23 protein-coding genes are annotated in these 22545 nt (G+C 69.6%); 21 read left to right on the top strand and 2 right to left on the bottom strand.

Annotation, left to right across the window (positions count from 1 at the left end; genetic code table 11):
- Positions 1–27 precede the first annotated feature (27 nt).
- The 4 genes from thiD to ACODRV_RS10465 are packed head-to-tail and all read left to right on the top strand — an operon-like array spanning position 28 to position 2775.
- Complete coding sequence (gene thiD, locus ACODRV_RS10480; RefSeq protein WP_488908281.1) at positions 28–825, top strand: bifunctional hydroxymethylpyrimidine kinase/phosphomethylpyrimidine kinase; 798 nt, start codon at positions 28–30, stop codon at positions 823–825.
- Positions 822–1391 (top strand): nucleotidyltransferase family protein, encoded by a 570-nt coding sequence (locus ACODRV_RS10475; RefSeq protein ID WP_488908280.1) that lies wholly within the window; start codon positions 822–824, stop codon positions 1389–1391. The genes thiD and ACODRV_RS10475 overlap by 4 nt, the downstream gene beginning before the upstream one ends.
- Positions 1388–1969, top strand: a complete 582-nt coding sequence (locus tag ACODRV_RS10470; RefSeq protein ID WP_488908279.1) for a hypothetical protein — start codon at positions 1388–1390, stop codon at positions 1967–1969. Before ACODRV_RS10475 ends, ACODRV_RS10470 begins: the two co-directional genes overlap by 4 nt.
- Entirely contained in the window at positions 1966–2775 is an 810-nt protein-coding gene (locus ACODRV_RS10465; protein ID WP_488908278.1) for a PhzF family phenazine biosynthesis protein, read from the top strand. Before ACODRV_RS10470 ends, ACODRV_RS10465 begins: the two co-directional genes overlap by 4 nt.
- A 70-nt stretch (positions 2776–2845) precedes the next feature.
- On the opposite strand, the gene ACODRV_RS10460 is transcribed toward ACODRV_RS10465, so the two are convergent.
- Positions 2846–3220, bottom strand: coding sequence for a hypothetical protein (locus ACODRV_RS10460; protein ID WP_141627651.1), 375 nt, complete (start codon positions 3218–3220; stop codon positions 2846–2848).
- A 329-nt stretch (positions 3221–3549) separates the two neighbouring features.
- Here ACODRV_RS10460 and ACODRV_RS10455 point away from each other — a divergent pair, with 329 nt between their 5' ends.
- The 17 genes from ACODRV_RS10455 (at position 3550) to ACODRV_RS10375 (ending at position 20568) form a co-directional block, all read left to right on the top strand.
- Positions 3550–3837, top strand: coding sequence for a hypothetical protein (locus ACODRV_RS10455; protein WP_488908277.1), 288 nt, complete (start codon positions 3550–3552; stop codon positions 3835–3837).
- Between the two features lie 9 nt (positions 3838–3846).
- Positions 3847–4527, top strand: a complete 681-nt coding sequence (locus ACODRV_RS10450) for a response regulator transcription factor (RefSeq protein ID WP_141627649.1) — start codon at positions 3847–3849, stop codon at positions 4525–4527.
- Positions 4524–5960 (top strand): sensor histidine kinase, encoded by a 1437-nt coding sequence (locus ACODRV_RS10445; protein WP_488908276.1) that lies wholly within the window; start codon positions 4524–4526, stop codon positions 5958–5960. The genes ACODRV_RS10450 and ACODRV_RS10445 overlap by 4 nt, the downstream gene beginning before the upstream one ends.
- Before the next feature lie 73 nt (positions 5961–6033).
- A complete protein-coding gene (locus tag ACODRV_RS10440; protein ID WP_488908275.1) occupies positions 6034–7398 on the top strand; it encodes a hypothetical protein in 1365 nt (454 codons plus the stop codon).
- Between the two features lie 22 nt (positions 7399–7420).
- Positions 7421–8239 (top strand): c-type cytochrome biogenesis protein CcmI, encoded by an 819-nt coding sequence (gene ccmI, locus ACODRV_RS10435; protein ID WP_488908274.1) that lies wholly within the window; start codon positions 7421–7423, stop codon positions 8237–8239.
- Entirely contained in the window at positions 8236–8706 is a 471-nt protein-coding gene (ccmE, locus tag ACODRV_RS10430; RefSeq protein WP_488908273.1) for a cytochrome c maturation protein CcmE, read from the top strand. Before ccmI ends, ccmE begins: the two co-directional genes overlap by 4 nt.
- Complete coding sequence (locus ACODRV_RS10425) at positions 8703–10685, top strand: heme lyase CcmF/NrfE family subunit (RefSeq protein ID WP_488908272.1); 1983 nt, start codon at positions 8703–8705, stop codon at positions 10683–10685. The genes ccmE and ACODRV_RS10425 overlap by 4 nt, the downstream gene beginning before the upstream one ends.
- Entirely contained in the window at positions 10682–11173 is a 492-nt protein-coding gene (locus ACODRV_RS10420; RefSeq protein WP_488908271.1) for a cytochrome c-type biogenesis protein, read from the top strand. The genes ACODRV_RS10425 and ACODRV_RS10420 overlap by 4 nt, the downstream gene beginning before the upstream one ends.
- A 113-nt stretch (positions 11174–11286) precedes the next feature.
- Complete coding sequence (locus ACODRV_RS10415) at positions 11287–12855, top strand: trypsin-like peptidase domain-containing protein (protein ID WP_141627642.1); 1569 nt, start codon at positions 11287–11289, stop codon at positions 12853–12855.
- Positions 12856–12943: 88 nt separating this feature from the next.
- Positions 12944–13615 carry a response regulator transcription factor gene (locus ACODRV_RS10410; protein WP_488908270.1) on the top strand — a complete coding sequence of 224 codons (672 nt, stop codon included), beginning with the start codon at positions 12944–12946 and terminating at the stop codon, positions 13613–13615.
- A gap of 65 nt (positions 13616–13680) precedes the next feature.
- Positions 13681–14079: an endonuclease domain-containing protein gene (locus ACODRV_RS10405; protein ID WP_488908269.1), complete on the top strand. Its 399-nt coding sequence runs from the start codon at positions 13681–13683 to the stop codon at positions 14077–14079.
- Positions 14079–15494, top strand: coding sequence for a sensor histidine kinase (locus ACODRV_RS10400; protein WP_488908268.1), 1416 nt, complete (start codon positions 14079–14081; stop codon positions 15492–15494). The genes ACODRV_RS10405 and ACODRV_RS10400 overlap by 1 nt, the downstream gene beginning before the upstream one ends.
- Positions 15491–18385, top strand: coding sequence for a bifunctional [glutamine synthetase] adenylyltransferase/[glutamine synthetase]-adenylyl-L-tyrosine phosphorylase (locus tag ACODRV_RS10395; RefSeq protein WP_488908267.1), 2895 nt, complete (start codon positions 15491–15493; stop codon positions 18383–18385). Before ACODRV_RS10400 ends, ACODRV_RS10395 begins: the two co-directional genes overlap by 4 nt.
- A gap of 62 nt (positions 18386–18447) precedes the next feature.
- Positions 18448–19011, top strand: a complete 564-nt coding sequence (locus tag ACODRV_RS10390; protein WP_488908266.1) for an EF-hand domain-containing protein — start codon at positions 18448–18450, stop codon at positions 19009–19011.
- 65 nt (positions 19012–19076) lie between these two features.
- On the top strand, positions 19077–19640 hold the full coding sequence (locus ACODRV_RS10385; protein WP_141627636.1) for an RNA polymerase sigma factor: 564 nt from the start codon (positions 19077–19079) through the stop codon (positions 19638–19640).
- A gap of 5 nt (positions 19641–19645) precedes the next feature.
- The gene (locus ACODRV_RS10380) at positions 19646–20074 is read left to right on the top strand and encodes a hypothetical protein (protein ID WP_488908396.1); all 429 of its coding nucleotides are present in this window, start codon (positions 19646–19648) and stop codon (positions 20072–20074) included.
- Positions 20071–20568 carry a periplasmic heavy metal sensor gene (locus ACODRV_RS10375; RefSeq protein ID WP_141627635.1) on the top strand — a complete coding sequence of 166 codons (498 nt, stop codon included), beginning with the start codon at positions 20071–20073 and terminating at the stop codon, positions 20566–20568. Before ACODRV_RS10380 ends, ACODRV_RS10375 begins: the two co-directional genes overlap by 4 nt.
- Before the next feature lie 2 nt (positions 20569–20570).
- Here ACODRV_RS10375 and ACODRV_RS10370 read toward each other — a convergent pair whose 3' ends face one another.
- A complete protein-coding gene (locus ACODRV_RS10370) occupies positions 20571–22445 on the bottom strand; it encodes a PAS domain-containing sensor histidine kinase (protein ID WP_488908265.1) in 1875 nt (624 codons plus the stop codon).
- Between the last annotated feature and the right edge of the window lie 100 nt (positions 22446–22545).

Genomic DNA, 22545 nt, shown 5'->3' with positions numbered 1-22545 from the left:
CGCTGCGGACTCGGCCATTCGCAGGGGATGACCTCTCTCGGACGCGTCCTGATCATCGCCGGCTCTGACTCGGGCGGCGGCGCGGGCATACAGGCGGACACCAAGGCCGTGACGGCCATGGGCGGTTTCGCGGCCACGGCGATCACCGCCATCACGGTTCAGAACACCCTGGGCGTTCACGGCGTCCATCCCCTGCCGCTGGACCTGATCGAGGCGCAGGCGCGGGCGGTGCTGGATGACATCGGCGCCGACGCCATCAAGACCGGAATGCTGGGCTCCACCGACGTGGTCGAACGGGTGGCGGCCATCCTCGACAGCTCCGACGCCGCGACGGTCGTGGACCCCGTCATGATCGCCAAGGGCGGCCATCCCCTGCTGCCGGACGAGGCCGTGCAGGCGGTGCGCTCGCTGATGATCCCGCGCGCCTCCCTGCTGACCCCCAACGCGCCCGAGGCCGAGGCCCTGACCGGGCTCACCGTCGCCGATCTGGACGGCCAGCGCCGGGCGGGCGAGTTCCTGCTGGGCATGGGCGCCAAGGCGGTCCTGATGAAGGGCGGCCACGTCGCCACCGGCGACCGCGTCATCGACGTTCTGGTTACTCCCGATGGCGAGACCCTGCTGGAGGGCGAACGCGTCGATACCCGCCACACCCACGGCACCGGCTGCACCCTGGCCAGCGCCTGCGCCGCCGGTCTGGCCAAGGGGCTGCCGCTCGAACTCGCCGTCACCGAAGCCTGGGCCTATGTCGCCGAAGCGATCCGCCGCGCCCCAGGCCTCGGCGGCGGCCACGGCCCGCTGGACCACGGCTGGACGCTGCGCCGATGAGCGATCTCGAGGCCCGGCTCGGTCAGATCGTCCGCGCCACCCCCGACCTGATGCACGTCCTCACCACGGTGCGGGCGCTCGGCCTGAACGACTGGCGGGTCTTTTCCGGCGCTGTCTATCAGGCCGTCTGGAACGACCTCACCGGCCGCCCGGCGGGCTACGGGATCAAGGACTACGACCTCGGCTATTTCGACCCGGACACCAACTGGGACGCCGAGGACGTTGTGATCAAGCAGGTGGCCACCGCCTTCGAACCGCCCTTCCGCGACATCGTCGAGGTCCGCAATCAGGCCCGTGTCCACATCTGGTTCCCCGACCGGTTCGGCGAGCCTTATGAGGCCCTGCCCGACACCGACACGGCCCTGTCCCGCTTCGTCGCCCCGGCCTTCTCGGTCGGCGTCCGGCTGGAGGCCGATGACACGATCAGCGTCGCGGCGCCGTTCGGCCTTGAAGACATGTTCGACATGATCCTGCGCCCCAATCCCAACCGCCCGCTGGCGAAGGGCTGGGACAAGGTGGTGGCGAGTGCGAAAGAGCGGTGGCCGGAGTTGAGGGTGGTTCGATGATCGTCACGTCTCTGTTGGCCGCCTTGGCCCTCCAGACCACGCCGGTTGAATGCCGCCAGCCGGACGCCGCCATGCTGGCCCTGCCGCTGCACGAGTTCGACCAGACCGACGCCGGGTGGCGCTCGCTCGACGCCGCGGGTTGCGAGGCCGTGGCAGCGGAGACCATCGCCCGTTATCGCGTCCAGAACCGCGAGGCTCTGGCGGGGCAGGACGCCGGCACGCTGGTCTGGCATGAGGCCCAGCTACACGCCGCCGCAGGCCAGACCGATGCCGCCATCGCGTTGATGCTGGAAGTTCGGGATGCCGAGTCCGACGCCATCCAGCCCTATGTCGACGCCTCGGTCGCCTTCCTGCGTCAGGACCGCCCGGCGCTGGAGGCGGCCTATGCCCGCCTGATGTCCCTGCCGGTCCCCGACTATTTCACCCGCGCGGCCGAGCGCTACGCCGTGAACTATCCGGACCTGCCGCCCCTCACCTGGCCCCTGAACCGCGACAAGGTCGAGGGCTTCCTCGCCTGCTTCGACCGGCCCTATCGCGAGGCCTATGTCTGCGACGCCGAAGGAAATGTACTGCCGTGAAACAATGGACCATCGACGCCTTCGCCGCCGCGCCGTTCCGGGGCAACCCCGCCTGCGTGGTCGAGCCCTTCGACCAGTGGCCCGATGCGTCGTGGATGCAGGCGCTGGCCAAGGAGAACAATCAGGCCGAGACGGCCTTCCTGCTGCGCACCAATGATCCCGCGCGGTTCGGTCTGCGCTGGTTCACGCCGGGGACGGAGGTCGATCTGTGCGGCCACGCCACGCTGGCCTCGGCCCATGTGCTGCTGGCGGAGCTGGGCCTGTCGGTTGACGCCCTGACCTTCGATACCCGCTCCGGCCCGCTGATCGTGCGGGCCACCCAGGGTGGTTACGAGATGGACTTCCCGTCTGATCCGCCGCGCCGCACCGGGCCGCTCGCGGGGCTGGCCGAGGCGCTGGGCGTGGAGCCGGTGGAGTTCTGGGCCGGGCGCTATCTGGTCGCCGTTCTGGCGGACGCCGCCGCTGTTCATGCGGCAGCGCCGGACATCCGGGCGCTGGCGGCGCTTCAGGGCGAGGCGGGCGAGCCGGGGCAGGTGATCGTCTGCGCCCCCGCTGATCCGTCCGACGACGTCGATGTCGTCGACCGCTTCTTCGCGCCGGGCTGCGGCGTGGACGAGGACCCGGCCACCGGCTCGGCGCACTGCATCCTGGCGCCGCTGTATGCGGACAAGCTGGGACGGGCCGGGGTGCGTTTCCGGCAGGTCTTCCCCGGTCGTGGCGGCGATATCGGCACGGTCCTGAACGGCGACCGCGTCCTGTTGCGGGGACAGGCGGTGACAGTCATCGAGAGCATGCTGCGGCTTTGACCAAAGGAAAGGGGCGCGACCCTATCGGATCGCGCCCCTCGCTGACCTCTCGGGGAGGGAAGGCCAGGTGTTACCAGCGACGGTCGTCGCGATCGCGACGCTCGTAGCGGACCTGCTGCGACAGGCGGTCGTAGCGACGGTCCAGATCCTGACGCTCGCGGAGCGACAGGCCACCGCGTTGGTAGCTGTACTCCAGGCGCACCAGCGAGTTCAGCTCGCTGCGCAGGCGGGTGGCTTCACGACGGCTCAGCTGACCGTTGCGCGCGCCCTGGTCGATGCGACGATCCAGGTTGTACTTGCGCTGCGCGATCGGCTGCCAGCCGCGGTAGTTCTGCTCGTACCGGTCGCCGCGATCGCCGCGGTGTTGCTGGGCCGAGGCGGTGGCCGGGACCGCGACGGAAGCCGCGGCCAGGACGAGGGCGGGGATGATGGCTTTCTTGAACATCGGGTCTCTCCTGTTCTCGCAACCGATGTGGCTGCGTTGACGTGGATAAAAGCAGCCCCGGCCTGAGCCCGATCTGAACAGCGAAAGTCAGTTAACGTTCATCTGCATGAAATCGCCGTCACGCTTTGGGCCGTCGTCCTGCGAGGGGAGAAATGATCCGCGCGCGCGTAAGGGGCTATTTGGCCGCGTGGGGTCGGGAGGTCCCGAAGGGCCGACGGTCCGTGGCCCCAAAAAGATGCTTCGTCCGCGCGGACGAACTGAAATATGTCTAGACTGTTCGTTCAGCCGTCGTTCAGAGCCGCGAGACTAAACCCGTCACCATGAAACGGATGTCCGTCATTCTTGCCGCCGCCCTGCTGGCTGTCGCGCCCTTCTCGGTCGCCGCCGCTCAGGATGGTCCGCGCGGTGATCGCCGTCCGCCGGGGCGTGAGCAGCAGCAACCGCCTCGGGAGCGCGAGCGCCCGCAGATGAGTCAGGCCGAGGCCCAACGCATCGCCCAGTCCCGCGCCGGCGGCGCCCGCTTCGTGGGTTACCGCGGCCAGTCGGGCAGCAGCTACGTCTTCGCCTTCGAGCGCGACGGCCGCATCTTCAACGTCACCGTCGACGCCAGTCGGTAGGATACCCCAATGCGAGTGCTTCTGGTCGAAGACGACGTCGATCTGTCCCGCCAACTGAAGACGGCCCTCGGTGACGCCGGCTATGCGGTGGATCACGCCTCGGACGGTGAGGAAGCCCACTATCTGGGCGACAATGAACCCTATGACGTTGTGGTTCTGGACCTCGGCCTGCCCAAGATCGACGGCGTGTCGGTGCTGGAGCGCTGGCGCCGGGACGGCAAGACCACGCCGGTCCTGATCCTGACGGCGCGCGGCGCCTGGTCGGACAAGGTGTCGGGCTTCGACGCCGGGGCTGACGACTATCTGACCAAGCCCTTCCACACCGAGGAGCTGCTGGCCCGCCTGCGGGCCCTGCTGCGCCGGTCGGCGGGCATCGCCTCGGCGACCCTGTCGTGCGGCGGCCTGCGGCTCGACCCGCGCGCGGCGCGCGCCAGCGTCAACGGCGAGCCCCTGCGCCTGACCTCGCTGGAGTACCGCCTGCTGCACTACATGATGATGCACCAGGGCCGGGTCATCAGCCGCACGGAGCTGGTCGAGCACCTGTACGATCAGGACTTCGACCGCGACTCGAACACCATCGAGGTGTTCGTCGGTCGCCTGCGCAAGAAGATCGGTTCTGACCGGATCGAGACCGTGCGCGGTCTCGGATACCGGCTGACGCCGCTGGCGGGCGAGTCCGAAGCCGCGTGACCGACGCGACGGGGGGCGAAACGGCGGCCGCCGGGCCGAAAAGCTGGGGGCGCTGGATCGGTCGCCCCGGCCGCAGTCTGACCCGTCGCCTGATCTGGCTGGCCGCCGCGTGGATCGTGGTCGCCCTGCTGCTGACCGGCTGGGCCCTGACGCGCCAGTATGAGGAAAGCACCTTGCGTCGTCTCGGCTTCGTGCTGAACGAGACCATCGACGACGTCGTGCTGGCCACCACCGTGACGCCGGAGGGCGTGACGGTGGCCGAGATCAAGGATTCGCTGACCCTGCGGCCCCTGTCGGGGAAGTACTGGGCGATCGGCGAGCTGGACGGGCGGGGCGGCGTGCGCATGCTGGCCCGGTCGCCGTCTCTGGCAGGCGAGGATTTGATCGTACCGGCGGGGCTGGCCGACCGGCTCAGCGACGCCTTCGGCCAGACGATCAGCTATAATGCCGAGGGGCCCATCGACAGGCCGCTGCGGGTCGCCGCCAGCCTGAAGACCCTGCCGGGGCGCGATGCGCCGCTGGTGCTGATGGCCGGGATCGACCGCTCGACCATCGACGCGGACGCCCGCCAGTTCGCGACCTTCACCTGGATCGCCCTGCTGATCCTCGGCGTGGGGCTGGTGATCGCGGTCTTCCTGCAGGTGCAGATCGGCCTGCGCCCCCTGTTCGGTCTGCGCAACGAGATCGCCGACGTTCGCAAGGGCAAGGCCGCGCGGATCGTGCACAGCTATCCGGTGGAAATCCAGCCGCTGGCCGAGCAGGTGAATCGCCTGCTGGACCAGAACCAGGAGACGGTGGAGCGCCAGCGCACCCACGTCGGCAATCTGGCCCATGCCCTGAAGACCCCGCTGTCGGTCATGCTGGCCGAGGCGGGGACGCAGGAGGGCGTGCTGCCCGACATGGTCCGCAAGCAGACCGAGGTGATGAAGGCCCAGGTCGATCATCACCTGCGCCGCGCCCGCGCCGCCGCCCGCGCCCAGTTGCTGGGCGAGCGCACCCCCATCGCCGAGGTGATCGACGAACTGGCCGTGATGCTTGAACGGGTGTTCGAGTGGAAGAACGTCGAGATCGACTGGCGCGCCCCGGATGAACTGGGCTTCCGTGGCGAGCGTCAGGACCTGCAGGAGATCCTCGGCAATCTGATGGAGAACGCCTGCAAATGGGCGAAGCGGCGCGTCCGCATCTCCGCCGGCCCGACTCATCTGGGCCAGATGGTCGTGGTGGTCGAGGACGACGGCCCCGGCCTGCCCGCCGACCAGCGCGAGGCCGCCCTGCAACGCGGCATGCGGATGGACGAGACCACGCCGGGTTCGGGGCTCGGTCTGTCCATCGTGGTCGAGCTGACCCGCGCCTATGGCGGGAAGATCACCCTGGGCGACAGCGACATGGGCGGGCTGAAGGTCCTGCTCGAGCTCCCGACCGCTGAAATCTGAGACCTTCAGTCAGGGGCTGTTAACCCTGAGCCTTCATCCTGTCTCCTCACCGGGTGCGGTTGGAAGAGGTTTCATGTCCGGGCTGACCGCCGCCCATCGCATCGCGTTGGCCGCCCTGATCGGGCGATGCCCGGAGACTGTCCTGAAATCGGTTGCCGCCGCGGTCGCCGCCCTGCCGGGTGGTCGGGCGGCCGAGCTGCGCCTGATGCTGGCCGAGGAGATGCGCGACCGCGCCCGGCGGGCCTTCGTGCTGGCTCCCGTCGCCCGGATGTTCCAGCGGCGGGCGGACGGCATCGGCTCCATGAGCTTTCCTCCAGCGGTTCTGCCCCGCCTGTGGCGCGCCGCCATCGAGCGCGAACCTGGCCTGTTGCCCCGCCTGGACGATCCGGGCGGCCCCGACGCCGTGGCGGTCGCCAACCGCTACTGCCTGTCCGCCGCCGCCGCCGTGCGCGACCGCCCGGCGCTGGTCTGGCCCGAGGATCTTGAGCCCGCGCGGCGGGAGCAGGGGCTGTTCGATCTCGCCAGCTGTCTGGACCTCGCCCATCTGGCCCGGCGCGGCCTGCCTTCGATCGAGGTCTGGCTGAAACGTCCCGATGGCGACCAGTTGGCCGAACTGCGCCTGCTGGTGAAGGACTGCTCCGACATCCACGACGATGGAGCCGGGCGCCTGCTGGAGATGTTGTTCTCCCAACTGGATGACGCGGTGTTGGTGCTGCGGATCATCACCCGGACGTCCGGTGTCGCGGGACGGCGCGGCTTCCTCAGCGCCTCCGAGCTGGCGGGCTTCGTGGATCGTCTGCTGGACGGGGTGGACGAGCGCTCGGCCCGGCTGGCGGCCTATCAGCCCGGCAAGACCGCCGGGGGCGTCGACACGGCCATCGCTGATCTGGACTGGTGCGCGGGCGTTCTGGCCGAACTGGACGTGACCCTGACGCTCGATCCGGACTCCGAATGGGGCCGCCGTGTCCGGGACAGCCGCGTGAAGGTGTCCGGCTGGCTCTCGGGCCTGCTGCGCACGGCGGACAAGGCGGTGGACAAGGCCCTGCCGCTGACCCGCGTGCAGACCTCGGGGCGAATGAGCCGGATGGCGCCGATGCTGGACGCCGCCGCGCGGGGCGAGGCCGCCGACGCGGCCCTGGCCCTGCTGCGGCTGGTCGGGGCCACGCGCGGCGCCGCCGCCATCTTCGGCAGCGAGGCGGCGCGCAAGGCGCTGGTCGACACCCTGACCGAGCGGCTCAGCGGCTATGCGGACGAGGTCCTGACGATGGTCAACGACGGCGAGGCGCCGGATGAGACGCATGCCCTTCGGCTGGTCTCCGTCGCGGCCCGCTACCTCGAACTGATTGAATCAAAGGACGCCGCGCGGACGGTGCGGCGCCGGGCCGCGGTCGCCGGGGGCGGCCCCGCGACAAGCGGGGCCTCGTCGCGGGCGGCCTGATCGGCTACATCGCGCGGCGATGATGTTCTTCTGGATCATGACAGGCCTGCTGGCGGCCCTCTCGGGGCTGCTTGTGCTGACCGGCGCCCGGCGTGGCGCGGACGCGGGCGAAGCAGTCGAAAACGCCGCCTCGGTCGCCGAACTGGCTGAACTGGACCGGCTGAAGGCCCGGGGACTGATGGACGAGGCCGCGTGGGTCGCGGCGCGCGCCGAGGCCGGTCGCCGTATCCTGGCGGCGCAGCGGGCCCCCGCCGAACTGCGCGCCGGGTCGAAGGATCGGGTCGTCGTGCTGGCGGGGATTGGCTTGTCCGTGGCGGCGGCGCTGGGCCTGTATCTGGTGTTCGGCGCCTCGGGCCTGCCGGACCAGCCCTATGAACGCCGGGTCGATGAATGGGCGACCCTGTCCGAGCCGCTTGTTCCGGTGCAGATCGCCGCCGTGATCGAACGGCAGGTGCGCGAACAGCCGGACAATACGCAGGCGCTGGCCATGCTGGGCGCGGCGCGGTTCGAGGCCGGGGACGCCATCGGCGCCGCCTCCGCCTTCCGCCGTCTGCTAGAGCTGACTCCGGGCGACGCACAGGGCTGGGCGCGACTGGGCGAAAGCCTCGTTCGCGCCAACGGAGGGACTATCGGCGCGGACGCCGAGGCCGCCTTCCGCGAAGCCTTGAAGCTGGACCCCGGCCAACTGGGCGCCCTGTACTTCCTCGGCGAGGCGGCGCTCGCGCGCGGCGACGCCGCCGAGACCCGCCGGATGTGGGCGCCCCTGATCGCCGCGCTCGACCCGCAGGATCCGCGACGGACCGATCTGGAACGCCGCCTGCCGCCCGGAGGCGTCCAATGAGCTGGTTGCCCAAATCGCCCAAGGCGCGTCGCCGTCTGTGGATCTTCATCGCCGTGGCGCCGATCCTCGCGCTGGCTGTCGGCCTGTCGCTTTACGCCATGCGTGACAGCGTGACCTTTTTCTTCTCTCCGTCCGAGGCGACGCTGGAAAAGGCGCCCGAGGGCCGGGTGATCCGTCTGGGCGGGCTGGTCGAGGTCGGCAGCGTGCAGCGCGCCGGCGACGGCGAGGTCGCCTTCGTCGTCACCGACAATGTCGCCACCATCCGGGTGGTCTATCGTGGCGATCTGCCGGACCTGTTCCGCGAGGGGCAGGGAATCGTGGCGCAGGGCGCCTTCCTTCCGGACCGCTCTTTCCGCGCGACACAAGTGCTGGCCAAGCACGATGAAAACTATATGCCGCGCGAGGTTCAGGAGAGCCTGAAGGCCAAGGGCGAATGGCGTCCTGAAGCCGGAGGCCCCGCCTCGTGATCATTGAAACCGGCGCCTTCGCCCTCATTCTCGCGCTTGTCCTGTCGGTGTTGCAGGCGGTGATCGCCGCCGCCGGGCGCATCCGGCGCAGCCCCGTTCTCGCGGGCGCCGCCAACGGGGCGGCCATCGCCGCCGCCGGTCTGGTGCTGGTGGCCTTCCTGTGCCTGATCTTCGCCTTCGCGGTGTCGGACTTCTCGGTCGCCAACGTCGCGGCCAACAGCCACACCGACAAGCCCATGCTCTACAAGGTGGCGGCCGCCTGGGGCAGCCACGAGGGCTCGCTGCTGCTGTGGTGTCTGGTGATGACCGTGTTCGGCGCCGCTCTGGCGCGGGCGCAGAATCTGCCGTTCGGATTGAAGACCTGCGCGGTCGCCACCCAGGGCCTGCTGGGCGCCCTGTTCCTGGCCTTCACCGTCTTCACCTCCAACCCCTTCACACGCCTGAACCCCGCGCCGTTCCAGGGCCAGTCCCTGAACCCGCTGTTGCAAGACCCGGCCCTGGCGTTCCACCCGCCGCTGCTCTACTGCGGCTATGTCGGCTTCTCGGTCTGTTTCTCGCTGGCGGTCGCCGCCCTGATCGAGGGACGGGCCAACGCCAGCTTCTGGCCCGCATGGGGCCGTTGGGTGCGTCCCTGGGCGCTGGCCAGCTGGGCCTTCCTGACCGTCGGTATCCTGCTGGGCAGCTTCTGGGCCTACTATGAATTGGGCTGGGGCGGCTGGTGGTTCTGGGACCCGGTCGAGAACGCCAGCTTCATGCCTTGGCTGGCGGGCGCCGCCCTTCTGCACAGCGCGGTGGTGACCGAGCGGCGCGGGGCGCTGGCGGGCTGGACGACCTTCCTCGCTTTGCTCGCCTTCACCTTCTCCATGCTGGGCGCCTTCCTCGTCCGGTCCGGCGTGCTGACCAGCGTTCATGCGTTCGCCGTCGACCCCGAGCGAGGTCTGGTGCTGCTGGCCATCCTCGGGGTGACCGCCGGCCTGGCCTTCGCCCTGTTCGCCTGGCGGGCGCCGCAGCTGAAGGGCGGCGGCCTGTTCGCCCCGATCAGCCGCGAGGGCGCACTGGTGATCAACAACCTGTTCCTGACCGCCGCCGCCGCGACGGTGCTGCTGGGCACCCTGTATCCGCTGATCCTCGAGGCGGCGTCGGGCGCCGCCATCTCGGTCGGTCCGCCCTACTTCAACCTGACCTTCGTCCCGCTGATGACGGTGGCCCTGATCATCCTGCCCGCCGGACCCTTGCTGGCGTGGAAGCGCGGTGACGCGAAGGGCGCGGCCCAGCGGCTGGCCGTGGCGGCCGGTCTGACGGTGGTGTTCGCCCTGCTGGCCTTCGCCGTGTTCGAGCCGCGCAAGGCCTTGTCGGCGGCGGGCATCGGCATGGGGGTCTGGCTGATCCTCGGCGCCCTGTCCGAGACAGCGGAACGTATCAAGCTGTTCCGCGCGCCGGTGGCCGAGACCCTGCGCCGGGCCAAGGGCCTGCCGCTGGGCGCCTGGGGCATGACCCTGGCTCACGCCGGGCTGGGGGTCTTCGTCCTGGGGGCGGTGGTCGAGACCGGCTATCGCATCGAGGCCGCGCGCCCGCTGGCTGTCGGCCAGTCGCTTGAGGCGGGCAAGTGGACCGTCACGCTGGATGATGTCCGCGTGGTCGAGGGGCCGAACTATCTGGCCGAGCAGGGCCATCTGATCGTGTCGGTTCCCGGCGGGCGGAGCCGCACCGTCACCGCCGAGCGCCGCTTCTTCCCCACAGGCGGCCAGACGACGACCGAGGTCGGGCTCGATTTTCGCGGGCTGGACGATGTGTATGTGGTGCTGGGCGAGCGGGCGCAGACCGCCGACGGCGCTCCGGCCTGGAACGTCCGCGTCTGGTGGAACCCGTGGGCGCGGCTGATCTTCGTCGGCCCGCTGATCATGGCGCTGGGGGGCGTGCTGTCGCTGATGGATCGCCGCTTGCGGCTGGCCGTCGGAGCACGGAAGGTCGCCGCATGAAGCGCGTCCTGCTGATCGCTGTCGCCGCCGTGGGGCTGATCGCCGCTGAACCGGCGCCCGCGCCTGATCGTCCCCTGCCCGATGCGGCTCAGGAAGCCCGCGCCAAACGTCTGTTCGAGGACATCCGCTGCGTCGTCTGTCAGCACGAGGCCATCGCCGACAGTCCGGCGGGCATCGCGTCCGACATGCGCGGGCTGGTGCGTGACCAGATCGCCGCAGGACGCAGCGATCAGGCCATTCGCGAGGATCTGGTCCGTCGCTATGGCGACTTTGTCCTGTTCACCCCGCCCATGAGGGCCGGGACCTGGCTTCTCTGGTTCGGGCCGTTCGCCGTGGTGCTGGCGGTCGGGGCTCTGCTGCTGACTTTCGCCCGCCGCCGCAAGGCCGAGGTCGCGCCGCTTTCGCCCGAGGAGGAGGCCCGGCTGGCCGATATTCTCTTCGAAGGACAGCTTCGCCGCGATCCTGACGCAAATCGGTCTGACGACTGACGCGAGGCGGGAGCCAACATCGTCATATGGACGTTGCTGAAACTCGCGAACGCCCTGTAATCATCGCCGTAACGGGCGCTTCCGTCGCCCGGTGAGAGGATTGTCGACCGCCTATGATGAAGCGCAAGGAATTCATGCTCGGAGCCGTCGCCGGCCTGGCCTTCGCCGCCGCCGCGACCGCGGGCGGGGTGATAGAGTGGCCCGCGGCGAACGCCGGGCCCGTGGCGGGCGTCAGCGGACGCCTGATCCCCAGCGCCGGCGCCGCGGGCGCCAATTTCGCTCCGCCGCAGGGCGCGCCCCGCAGCTTCGCCGACATCTTCGAACAGGTCGCCCCGGCCGTCGTGCAGATCGACGTGAAGACCCGGGTGGCCGCCCGCCCGCAGGGCTTCCTCCAGATTCCCGGTCTAGGCGCCGTGCCGCTGCCGAACGGGCAGGGCGAAGACGGCTCTGGCGAGGGCGGCGAGGATGAAGGCACGACGGCCATGGGCTCCGGCTCGGGCTTTTTCATCTCGGACGACGGCTTCATCGTCACCAACAACCACGTCGTCGCCGACGCGGTGGAGATCACCGTAAAGCTGGCGGACGCGCGCGAGCTGACCGCCCGCGTGGTCGGCCGCGATGAATCGACCGATCTGGCCGTGCTGAAGGTCGAGGGGACGGACTTCCCCTATGTGACTTTCGAGGAGACCGCCAACCCGCGCGTGGGCGACTGGGTCATCGCGGTGGGCAACCCCTTCGGTCTGGGCGGCACCGCCACGGCGGGCATTGTTTCGGCGCAGGGTCGCAACCAGCTGGATTCGCGCACGCCCTATACGGACTACATCCAGATCGACGCCGCCATTAACCGGGGCAACTCGGGCGGTCCGACCTTCGATATCTACGGGCGCGTCATCGGCGTGAACTCGGCCATCCTGTCGCCGTCGGGCGGCTCGGTAGGCATCGGCTTCGCCATCCCGGCCTCGGTCGCCAAACCGATCACCGACCGTCTGATGAGGGGGGAGACGATCCGTCGGGGCTATATCGGCGCCGGTCTGCGCACCCTGACCCCGGAAGCCTGGGAAGCGCTCGGACAGCCGCGCAACTTCAAGGGCGCGCTGGTCGACACCCTGACCCCGGGCGCGCCCGCCGAGCGTGGCGGCTTGCAGATCGGCGATCTGGTCGTCGGCGTGAACGGTCGCCCGGTCGCGGACGGCACCGAAATCACCCGTGCGGTCGGCGCGGTCAGCCCCGGCGATACGGTTCGCATGGAGGTTCTGCGGGATGGACGTCGCCAGACCGTCAGCATTCAGGCCGGCACCCGTCCGTCGGAAGCCGAGCTGCTGAATCAGGACGGCGGCGGTTCCGGTCAGGCGGCGCCGAGCGCTCCTCCCGCCGCGCAAGGTGAGCCTGTCGAGGGCATCAGCGTCGCGCCGCTGACCGCGCAAACCCGTCAGCGTAACGGCATGCCGGATACGGTGGCGGGGGTGCTGATCACCGGCGTCGCCCCGCGCACGCCGGGCGCCCGCGCCCAGCTTCAGGAAGGTCTCGTGATCACCCGTGCGGACAACCGTCCGGTCCGGTCCGTCGCCGAGTTCCGCACTGCCGTCGAGGCCGTGAAGCGGTCGGGTCGTCCCAGCATTCTGCTGTCGGTCTGGACGCCGCAGGGCAATGCCTTGGTGGTGCTGAAGTTCGCCGACGAATGATCGTCTGCAACCTGAACAACGCTTAACTGACCAAGTCGCCGCCGATGCGCTAACATCGGCGGCGATTTTGCATTCAGGGGCTGATTCCATGCGCATTCTGGTGGTCGAGGACGACGCCGAGGCCGCGACCGCGATGGTCCGGGGACTGACCGAGGCCGGTCACGAGGTGACCCACGCCGTCGACGGCGCCTTCGGCCTGCTGGAAGCCCAGAAGGGCGGCTATGACGTCTATGTCGTGGATCGCATGATGCCGCGTCTGGACGGCATCGGCATGGTCGAGACCTTGCGCAAGGACGGCGACCAGACCCCGGTTCTGTTCCTGTCGGCGCTGGGCGAGGTCGAGGATCGCGTCGTGGGCCTGAAGGCCGGCGGCGACGACTATCTGGTCAAGCCCTACGCCTTCGCCGAACTGATCGCCCGCGTCGAGGCCCTGTCGCGTCGCCGCGAGACCGGCTCGGTCGCCACCGTTCTGAAGGTCGGCGATCTGGAGATGAACCTCATCGCCCGCACCGTGCACCGCGCCGGTCAGGAGATCGACCTGCAGCCGCGCGAGTTCCAGCTGCTGGAATTCCTGATGCGCCACGCCGGCCAGTCGGTGACCCGCACCATGCTGCTGGAGAAGGTGTGGGAATATCATTTCGACCCCCAGACCAACGTCATCGACGTCCACATCAGCCGCCTGCGCGCCAAGATCGACAAGGGTTTCGACAAGGCGATGCTGCAGACGGTCCGGGGCGCAGGTTATAGATTGGAAGCCTAGGTGGTTTCCCTCCCCGGCAGGGGAGGGTGGTCGCGCAGCGACCGGGTGGGGAGGGCTAAGGCAACATGGCCGTCATCGCCAGGGCAAGGGCCCTCAGGAAGGCAATGACGCCCGCCGAAGCGCGGCTCTGGGTGAGGCTGCGTAAGCTTCGTCAGGAAGGTCTGCCTTTCCGAAGGCAGCACCCGGAGCGGGGATACATTCCCGACTTCGTGTGTCTGGATCGAGCTGTGATCATTGAAGTCGATGGAGCATCGCACAGAGATGAAGACCGGGCGCGCAAGGATCGGGTCAGGGATGCGGTGCTTGCGCGGCTGGGCTTTCTGACGTTTCGGGTGAGTAATGAGGCTGTGCGGGACAGGGTTCAGGAAGTGATTGAACAGGTGCGGATGCGTTGCCTTGCCCGCCCCACCCGGTCGTCGCTGCGCGCCGACCACCCTCCCCGTGCCGGGGAGGGAGAAGCCTAGTGCGTCTGCCCTCCCTCCTTCGTCGGACGCCGTTCCGGCTGACCCTGTTGTTCGTCGCCCTGTTCGCCGCGGCGGCCAGCGCGGTGCTGGCCTATGTCTATATCGCCTCGGCCAACGAGGCGCGGGTTCGGGCCGAGCAGGATGTGCGGGGCGAGCTTCAGGTGCTGCGCGGCATCTATGACCAGCGCGGTCTGGACGCCGTGAACCGGGCGCTGATCGACCGGACCCTGACCCGCAGCAGCTTCGTCTATCTGCTGATGGAGCGGGACGGCAGCCGGATCACCGGCAGCCTGACCATGTCCCCGATCGAGCAATACAATCAGGGCGTCCAGTGGGTGACCTTCCCCATGACCGACAACCTTCCCGACGGGCGGGTGATCCGGCCGCAGGTGCGGGGCGTGCAGGTTCGGCTGTCGGGCGGGGAGATGCTGTTCGTCGGTCAGTCGATGGGCGACATCGAGGCCTATCTGGGCCGGCTGACGCAGGCGCTCTGGGGGGCGATGGGCATCGTTCTGCTGCTCGGGCTTGCGGGCGGGCTGCTGGTCAGCCGCAATCTGGAACGCGCCATGGGGCGGCTGAAGGGCGTCGTCGCCGCCGTGCAGGAGGGCGACCTCAAGGCGCGCGCCGTGGTCCGCAACTCGGGCGACGAGTGGGACGAGCTGGGGCAGGGCCTCAACGGGATGCTGGATCAGCTTGAGAGCTCGATGGCCTCCATCCGCCACGCCGGTGACGCCATCGCCCACGACCTGCGCTCGCCCCTGACCCGGATGCGGGCCAAGCTGGAGGTGGCGCTGATCGATGCCGAGGCGGGCAAGATCGACGGAACCGAGGCGCTGGAGCTGGCCCTGTCCGAGGCCGACGACCTGCTGAAGACCTTCAACACCGTTCTGGCCATCGCCCGGCTTCAGGCCGCCGCCGGTTCGGGGCGCATCCCCGACCCCGCCCTGTTCGACGCGGCGGATCTGGCCGCCGACATGGCCGAGCTCTACGAACCCGCCAGCGAGGACAAGGGGCTGGAGTTCTCGGCCGAGATCGAGCGCGGCCTGACGGTCAACGCCAACCAGCCTTTCCTGGCGCAGGCGTTGGCCAACATCATCGACAATGCGATCAAGTACACGCCCGTGGGCGGGGCGGTCATGCTGCGCGCCCGGCGGCGCTCGTCCGGCGAGATCGAGTTCTCGGTCACCGACACCGGTCCGGGCGTGCCCGAGGAAGACCGCGAGCGCGTCATCCAGCGCTTCGTCCGTCTGGACAACAGCCGCACCGAGCCCGGCTCGGGTCTGGGCCTGTCGCTGGTCGGCGCGGTGATGGAGGCCCACGGCGGGCGCATCACCCTGGATGAAGGTCCCGGCGCCTATGAAGGCTCCGGCCCCGGCCTGCGCGTGGCGCTGGTCCTGCCGGCGGCGGAGGCATGACGGACGCCGCTCAGGCCGTCGCGGCGCTGAAGCCCTGCGGGCCGGTGCTGGATCAAGCCGCCGCCGCCCGGGCGCATGAGCGTCTGTCCCAGGCCGCGGACGACGGCGGCTGGCGAGAGACGCTGGAGGGAAGCTGGGCGGCGCTGGAGCCGATCTTCGCCGCCTCCCCCTACCTGTTCGGCATCGCCCGGCGCTGGCCTGACACCCTGCGCGCCCTGCTGGAGCAGGGACCGGATATGCGTCTGGCGGATGTGCTTCGGCGCACCGGCGGCCTGACCGGGGGCGCGGACGATGTGCGCTCGCCCCTGCGGCGGTTGAAGGGGGAACTGCATCTGCTGACCGCCCTCGCCGATCTCGGCGGGGTGTGGGATCTGGATCAGGTCACCGTCGCCCTGAGCCGGTTCGCCGACATCTCGTCCCGCGCCGCCCTGTCCGCCGTCGCGCATGACCAACGCGAGCGGGGCAAGCTGATCTCGAAGGCGGATGACAAGCGAGGGCCGGTCCCCGGCCTGTTCGGTCTGGCCATGGGCAAGCATGGCGCGGACGAACTGAACTACTCGTCGGATATCGACATCAGTCTGTTCTGGGCGCCGGAGGTGCTCATCACCGCCCTGGCCGACGGCGTGGAGCCCCAGCGGTTCGTGGATCGGCTGGCCCACGCCTTCGCCACCCTGATGCAGGAGCGGACCGGCGACGGCTATGTTTTCCGGGTGGACCTTCGCCTGCGCCCGGACCCGTCCTCGACCCCGCCGGTCGTCGCCGTGCCCTTCGCCCTGACCTATTACGAGGGCGTCGGCCAGAACTGGGAGCGGGCGGCCTTCATCAAGGCGCGCGCCATGCTCGGGGATATCCGCGAGGGCAAGGCCTTCATCAAGGCGCTGGCGCCCTTCATCTGGCGGCGCAGTCTCGACTATCCGGCCATCCTGGACATCCAGTCCATCAAGCGACAGATCCATGTCCACAAGACCGGCGAGGGACTGGAGGCCGCCGGGGCCAATCTGAAGCTCGGGCGCGGCGGCATCCGCGAGATCGAGTTCTTCGCCCAGACCCAGCAACTGATCCTCGGCGGCCGCAATGCGAAGCTGCGGAAGCCACGCACTGTCGAGGCGCTGGCCGCCCTGCGTGACGACGGTCATATCGAGGCCGGGGTCTGCGAGGAACTGACCGCCGCCTATGTCGAACTGCGCGGGCTGGAGCATCGGGTCCAGATGCTGGACGATGAGCAGACGCACAGCCTGCCGGTCGATCCGGTCCGTCGCGCCGCCGTCGGCGCACTGGCCGGGGAGGGCGATCTGGCGGCCTTCGACGCCCGGGTCGAGGTCCTGCTGGTCGGGGTGAATCGCCGCTACGGCGAACTGTTCGAGGGCGAGGAGGAACTGTCGTCGCCCTATGGCTCGCTGGTCTTCACCGGGGTCGAGAATGATCCGGAGACGCTGGAGACACTCGCGCGCATGGGCTTCCCGGAGCCCGCGACCGTCGCGGACACCATCCGCAGCTGGCACCACGGCCGCATCCCCGCGACCCGCACCGCGCGCGGACGGGAGTTGTTCACCCGGCTGGCGCCCCGCCTGCTGACCGCGCTGGCGGACACCGGGGCGGCCGACGACGCCTTCCGCCGCTTCGCCGTCTTCTTCGCCGGACTTAACGCCGGCGTGCAGGTGCAGGCCCTGTTCCTCAATCAGCCGCGCCTGTTCGAACTGGTGGTCGGAGTCATGGCCTTCGCCCCGCGTCTGGCGCGGGCGCTGGGGCGATATCCGGCGGCGCTGGACAGCATGCTGGACGCCCGCTTCGCCCGCGATCTGGAGGAAGACTCTGGCCTGACCGAGCAGATGCTGGCCGAGGCCGAAGCCGCGCCTGATTTCGAGGCGGCGATGAACGCCGTGCGCCGCATCCACCGGGATCAGATGTTCCGTATCGGCCTGCAGATCCTGACCGGACGGGCCGGGCCGGAGGCGGCGGGACAGGCGCTGACCAAGCTTGCGGACGCGGTGATGGCGGCGCTGGCGCCGGCGGCCCTCGCCGAGGCGGAGCGGCAGGGCGGAACCCTGCCCGGCGGTCGGGTCGCCGTGATCGCCCTGGGCAAGGCCGGATCGCGTGAGATGCGGGCCAGCTCCGATCTGGACCTGATGACCCTGTACGAGGCGCCGGCGGATGTCGTGTCGTCGGGCAAGGGATGGGCGGCGGGGGTCTTCTATTCCCGGTTCACCCAGCGGCTGATCGCGGCCCTGTCCGCCCACACCGCCGAGGGCGGGCTTTATGAGGTGGACATGCGGCTGCGTCCGGGCGCGGCCAAGGGCCCGGTCTCCCTGCGGCTGTCGGCTCTGCGCGACTACTATGCGGCTGAAGGCGACACATGGGAGTTCATGGCCCTGACGCGCGCTCGTGTGGTCTGGACGGACGACAAGGCCTTCGGGACCGAGGTCACCGCCATGCTGGAGGCGATCCTGCGTCGACCGCGACCGGGCGTGAACATCGCCGCCGACGCCCGGCGGATGCGGGATCTGATGGAGCGCGAGCGACCGGGGCAGGGGGCGTGGGATCTCAAGCTGGCGCCCGGCGGTCAGGTCGATGCCGAGTTCGTGGCCCAGGTCAGCCAGTTGCAGGCCGCCGCGATCGGAGAGCCGCTGACGGTCTCCACCCTTGAGGCCCTGACCGGAGAACCGGAACTGGCGGAGGCCTGGCGTCTGCAACAGGCGCTTGGGCAGGTGCTGGCCGCCGCCTTTGACGATGCGGGCGACCCGTCGAACGAACCGGAAGGGTTTCGGCGACGGTTGGCCGAGGCGGCCGGATCGCCCGATTTCGACAGTCTCACGGCGCGTCTGGCCGAGGTCCGCCGCGCCGCGCGCGGGGCGTTCGACAGGGCGCTGCCGCCGCTTCGCGACGGAGATTAGCCGCCGGTGCGTTCGATCTCCTGACAGGGATGACAAGGCCGCAGGGCCATGGAGATCATCGAATGAGCAGAACCCTTCTGATCGGCGGCTTTGCCGTCGTGGCTCTGGCCGCCGCCGCGGGCGTTGCGACCGCGCGTCCGCCGATCGAGCCGGCGCCGCAGGCGGCCCCGAACGCGCCGGTTAGTCGGACTGATTTCGTGGAGCGCCGCGTTCAGCCTCTGGCCGCCGCCGACGCTGACGGCGACGGGACCGTCACCCGTGAGGAACGCCGTGCGCGGGCCATGGTCGTGCGTCAGGAGCGGGCCGGGGCCCGCTTCGAACGACTGGATACTGACAACGACGGCAAGCTTAGCCGTGAGGAATTCGTCGCCATGGCCGAGCGGGGCGCCGCGCGTTCTCGCCCCGAGCATGCGCGTCGCGACCATGGTCCGCGCGGCGAGCGGGGACCGGTGCGGATCGCCGATGTCCGCGCCCGCGCCGACCAGGCCTTCACCCGTCTGGACACCGACAGCGACGGCTTCCTGAGCGTGGAGGAACGTCGCGCCGGGCGCGAGCGGGGCCGTGAGCGGATGCAGCAACATCGCGCCGCACGAGAAGCGTCGCCTCAAGACCCCGCTTCGGAGTAAGGAGATGTCGGGGACGCCGGTTCTGCGCCGAACGGCCCTTTCGATGACGTTCGAACGAGGGCCTATTGGCGCTGATCGCCGACCCCGACGAGGATCTGGTGCGCCGCGTGGGTCAAGGCGATCCCGCGGCCATCCAGTCCATGGTGGCGAGGAAGCTGCCCCGCATGCTGTCGCTGGCGCGGCGCATGCTGGGCGACGCCGTCGAGGCCGAGGACGTGGCGCAGGAAGCCATGCTGCGGGCCTGGCGACAGGCGCCGCGCTGGGCGCCGGGCAAGGCGCGGTTCGACACCTGGCTGCACCGGGTGGCGCTGAACCTCTGTTACGACCGGCTGCGGAGACGGCGCGAGATCACCACGGACACGCCGCCGGATCGTCCGGACGAGGGCGCGGCTCCGGATCGGGGATTGCTGGCGGCGGACGTGGGCGTGCGTGTGGAGGCGGCTCTGGCCCGTTTGCCGGATCGCCAGAGAGAGGCCATCGTCCTGTGTCACTATCAGGAGTTGACCAACATCGAGGCCGCGGCCCTGATGGAGGTTAGTGTCGAGGCGTTGGAAAGCCTGCTGTCACGAGGACGGCGAGCGTTGAGACTGGCTCTGGCCGATATGCGGCCGGACGCTGAAGGAGCGTGAGTGTGATGACGGCGGAACGGTTCATCGCCCTGATCTCGGCCTATGGCGTCGATGCGCGGCGCTGGCCCGAGGCTGAGCGGGACGCGGCGCGGGCCTTCATGGAGGCCCGGCCCGAGATCGTGCGGGAGGCGCTGGCGGAAGCCGACGCCGTCGACGCCCTGCTGCACGCCGCGCCGACGCCCCGGCTGTCAACGGCGCTGCGGGATCGCGTGATCGCCTCGGCGGCTGAAGCCGGACTGAAGGCGCGCCGTCAGGGCCGTCGCTGGCTCGACCGCCTGACCCTGATCTTCGGCGCCGGCTGGGCGGTCGCCGCCTGCGCCGGTGTCGCCGCCGGTGTCATCATGACGTCCCACATGACCGCCGACGCCCAGGCTGACGCGATCCTGTATCAGTCGACCCTGCAGGGGGTGGATGACTCGGAGGTTCTGGGGTGAGTCCGAAGACCCTCAAGATCGCTCTGGCGGCCTCCGTCGCGCTGAACCTGTTCGGGATCGCGACCGTGGGGACGATCTGGGTCGCGCATGAGCGCGCCGAGCGCCGGATCGAGGCGCAACAACGCCCCGCCCGCACGGGCTCGACCATGAGCCTGATCGGACAGCTCAGCCCGGAGGTGCGCCAGCGCGTGCGTCAGACACTGAAGGCCTCCGCGCTGGCCGCGAAGCCCGACTTCGAGGAGGCGCGGTCCAAGCGCCGGGCCGCGATCGAGCTGTCGGCCTCCCCCCAGTTCGACCCGGCGCGGGTTCGGGCCCTGCTCGGGGAATCCCGCGCGGCGGAACTGCGCGGACGCGCCCGGCTTGAGGCGGACTCGGTTCAGCTGTTCGGCACGCTGTCGCCCGAGGACCGCGCCGTGCTCTCGCAGATCCTGTCCCGTCGCGGCAAGACCGCCCCGCGTGATCGTCAAGACGGCCCTCAGGCCGACAAGAAATAGGGTCAGGCCGCGCGGGCTCGGGACTGGACCTGGGGCAGGGGCTGTGCCTGCGTCGTCTCCGACGGGCGACGGATCGGCAGGTCGAAGCTTACGGTCGTGCCGCGTCCCGGCTCGCTCTCCATCACCAGTTCGCCGCCGTGCAGTTCGATCAGGGACTTGGTCAGGGCCAAGCCCAGGCCTGTGCCCTGCGTGGTTTTGGAGTGCTGACCCTCGACCTGTTCGAACGGCCGCGCCAGACGGGCCAGGTCCTCGGGCGCGATGCCGATGCCGGTGTCGGACACCGCCACCCGCACACGGTCGTCGTCCAACCGTGACAGGGACACCAGAATGTCGCCGCCCTCGGGCGTGAACTTCACCGCGTTCGAGATCAGGTTCAGGATCACCTGCTTCAGCCCACGATGGTCGGCCTCGATCTCCGGCAGTTCCGGCGCATCGACCACCAGCTTCAGTCCGGCTTCCTCGATCTTGCCGCGCATCAGGCGGGTGGCGTCCTCGACCAGCTCCTTCAGCGACACCTGCTCATAGTGCAGTGTCAACTTGCCGGCCTCGATCTTGGCCATGTCCAGAATATCGTTGATCAGGCTGAGCAGGTGCTGGCCGGACTTCAGGATGTCCGCGGCGTAGCCCTTGTACTTGTCGTGCCCCAGCGGGCCGAACAGCTCGCCGGCCATGATCTCCGAGAAGCCGTTGATGGCGTTCAGCGGGGTGCGCAGTTCGTGGCTCATATTCGCCAGAAACTCGGACTTGGCCTGATTGGCGGCCTCGGCCCGGGTCATGGCGACCTCGTATTTGCGCGCCAGCAGGGACAGCTTCTCCTCGCGGTCCTCCAGTTCGGCGATGGTGGCGTGCAGACGCTCGACCGCGCGCTGACGCTCGGCTTCCTTCTGCTTGATTGCGGTGATGTCGGCGGCCGAAACCACCGAGCCGCCGTCCGAGGTGAAGCGCTCGACCAGTTGCAGCCAGCGGCCGTCGACCAGTTCGACTTCGCGTGCGCCGGCGCGACCACCGGCGGCGGGCTGCTCCGACTTGATCGCCAGCGCCGCGATGCGGTTCAGGTCCTGTTTGTAGGCGCCCTTGCGCACCACGCCTTCCTCGAACGCGAAGGCGTCCTGGAAGGCCTGATTGGACAGGATCAGGCGGCCCGACTTGTCGAACAGCACGAAGGCGTCGCTTACGCTTTCGATGCCGTCGCGCAGGCGGCCTTCGGCGGACTGGGCCTGGGCCTTGGCGCGGCGGGCCTCCGTGGTGTCCAGCGCGACGCCCAGCACCGAGGTGAACCCGTCCTGCCCCCGCTCGCCGCGCGCCTGACCGCGGGCGTCGATCCAGCGGGCGCGACCGTGCTCGTCAGGCACCGGGAAACTGACTTCAAAAGAGCCGTAGGTCTGGGCCTGACGCAGGGCGTGCTGGACGGCGTCGCGGTAGCGCGGGTGGATGCGCTCCATGAAGACTTCTTCCGGCAGGGAGCCGCTGCGGTCGATTCCCATCAGACTGGCCATGTAGTCCGAGATCATCACCTGCCCGGCTTCGATGTCCCAGTCCCAGACCCCGCAATGGGCGGCCTCGACGGCGCCCCGGAACCGACGTTCCGACGCGGCCCAGGCGCGGCTGATGCCCATCTGGCGCCGCTGCATGATGACCACGAGGGCGAGGGTGAACAGGCCGATGGCGATGGGCGGCCCCAGCACCCACAGGTCGGAGAAGGCGAAGCCTGTTGATCGGGCGTGCGGCGTCGCGACATCGCGCGCCACCAGCAGCACATGGGCGGTGATCGCCAGCGCCAGCGCGAGGATGGAGATGCGCAGCCACGCGGGCGCGCCACGCTCACGATCGGAGGCGCGCCGTCCTTGTGGTGATATGCGGCGCTCCTCACCCCGCAAGGCGCTCTCCCGGACGATTCGACAACGAAGCCCGAATCTAGGCTGCGTCGCGGATTCCTGTCGAGCAGGGTTAACCCTGAATCAACGTTCTCGAACGGGG

The organism is Brevundimonas sp. FG8 (assembly GCF_057808845.1).
The sequence above is the reverse complement of the archived record's forward strand: the minus strand, read 5'-3'. Positions and strand labels throughout refer to the sequence as shown.

Bases quoted from the DNA above. Each gene is read 5' to 3' on its own strand.
- thiD (WP_488908281.1), top strand. From the start codon at position 28: ATGACCTCTCTCGGACGCGTCCTGATCATCGCCGGCTCTGACTCGGGC.
- ACODRV_RS10440 (WP_488908275.1), top strand. From the start codon at position 6,034: ATGTCCGGGCTGACCGCCGCCCATCGCATCGCGTTGGCCGCCCTGATC.
- ACODRV_RS10395 (WP_488908267.1), top strand. From the start codon at position 15,491: ATGACGGACGCCGCTCAGGCCGTCGCGGCGCTGAAGCCCTGCGGGCCG.
- ACODRV_RS10420 (WP_488908271.1), top strand. From the start codon at position 10,682: ATGAAGCGCGTCCTGCTGATCGCTGTCGCCGCCGTGGGGCTGATCGCC.
- ACODRV_RS10415 (WP_141627642.1), top strand. From the start codon at position 11,287: ATGATGAAGCGCAAGGAATTCATGCTCGGAGCCGTCGCCGGCCTGGCC.
- ACODRV_RS10410 (WP_488908270.1), top strand. From the start codon at position 12,944: ATGCGCATTCTGGTGGTCGAGGACGACGCCGAGGCCGCGACCGCGATG.
- ccmI (WP_488908274.1), top strand. From the start codon at position 7,421: ATGTTCTTCTGGATCATGACAGGCCTGCTGGCGGCCCTCTCGGGGCTG.
- ACODRV_RS10450 (WP_141627649.1), top strand. From the start codon at position 3,847: ATGCGAGTGCTTCTGGTCGAAGACGACGTCGATCTGTCCCGCCAACTG.
- ACODRV_RS10380 (WP_488908396.1), top strand. From the start codon at position 19,646: ATGACGGCGGAACGGTTCATCGCCCTGATCTCGGCCTATGGCGTCGAT.
- ACODRV_RS10460 (WP_141627651.1), bottom strand. From the start codon at position 3,220: ATGTTCAAGAAAGCCATCATCCCCGCCCTCGTCCTGGCCGCGGCTTCC.
- ccmE (WP_488908273.1), top strand. From the start codon at position 8,236: ATGAGCTGGTTGCCCAAATCGCCCAAGGCGCGTCGCCGTCTGTGGATC.
- ACODRV_RS10475 (WP_488908280.1), top strand. From the start codon at position 822: ATGAGCGATCTCGAGGCCCGGCTCGGTCAGATCGTCCGCGCCACCCCC.
- ACODRV_RS10455 (WP_488908277.1), top strand. From the start codon at position 3,550: ATGTCCGTCATTCTTGCCGCCGCCCTGCTGGCTGTCGCGCCCTTCTCG.
- ACODRV_RS10470 (WP_488908279.1), top strand. From the start codon at position 1,388: ATGATCGTCACGTCTCTGTTGGCCGCCTTGGCCCTCCAGACCACGCCG.
- ACODRV_RS10390 (WP_488908266.1), top strand. From the start codon at position 18,448: ATGAGCAGAACCCTTCTGATCGGCGGCTTTGCCGTCGTGGCTCTGGCC.
- ACODRV_RS10405 (WP_488908269.1), top strand. From the start codon at position 13,681: ATGGCCGTCATCGCCAGGGCAAGGGCCCTCAGGAAGGCAATGACGCCC.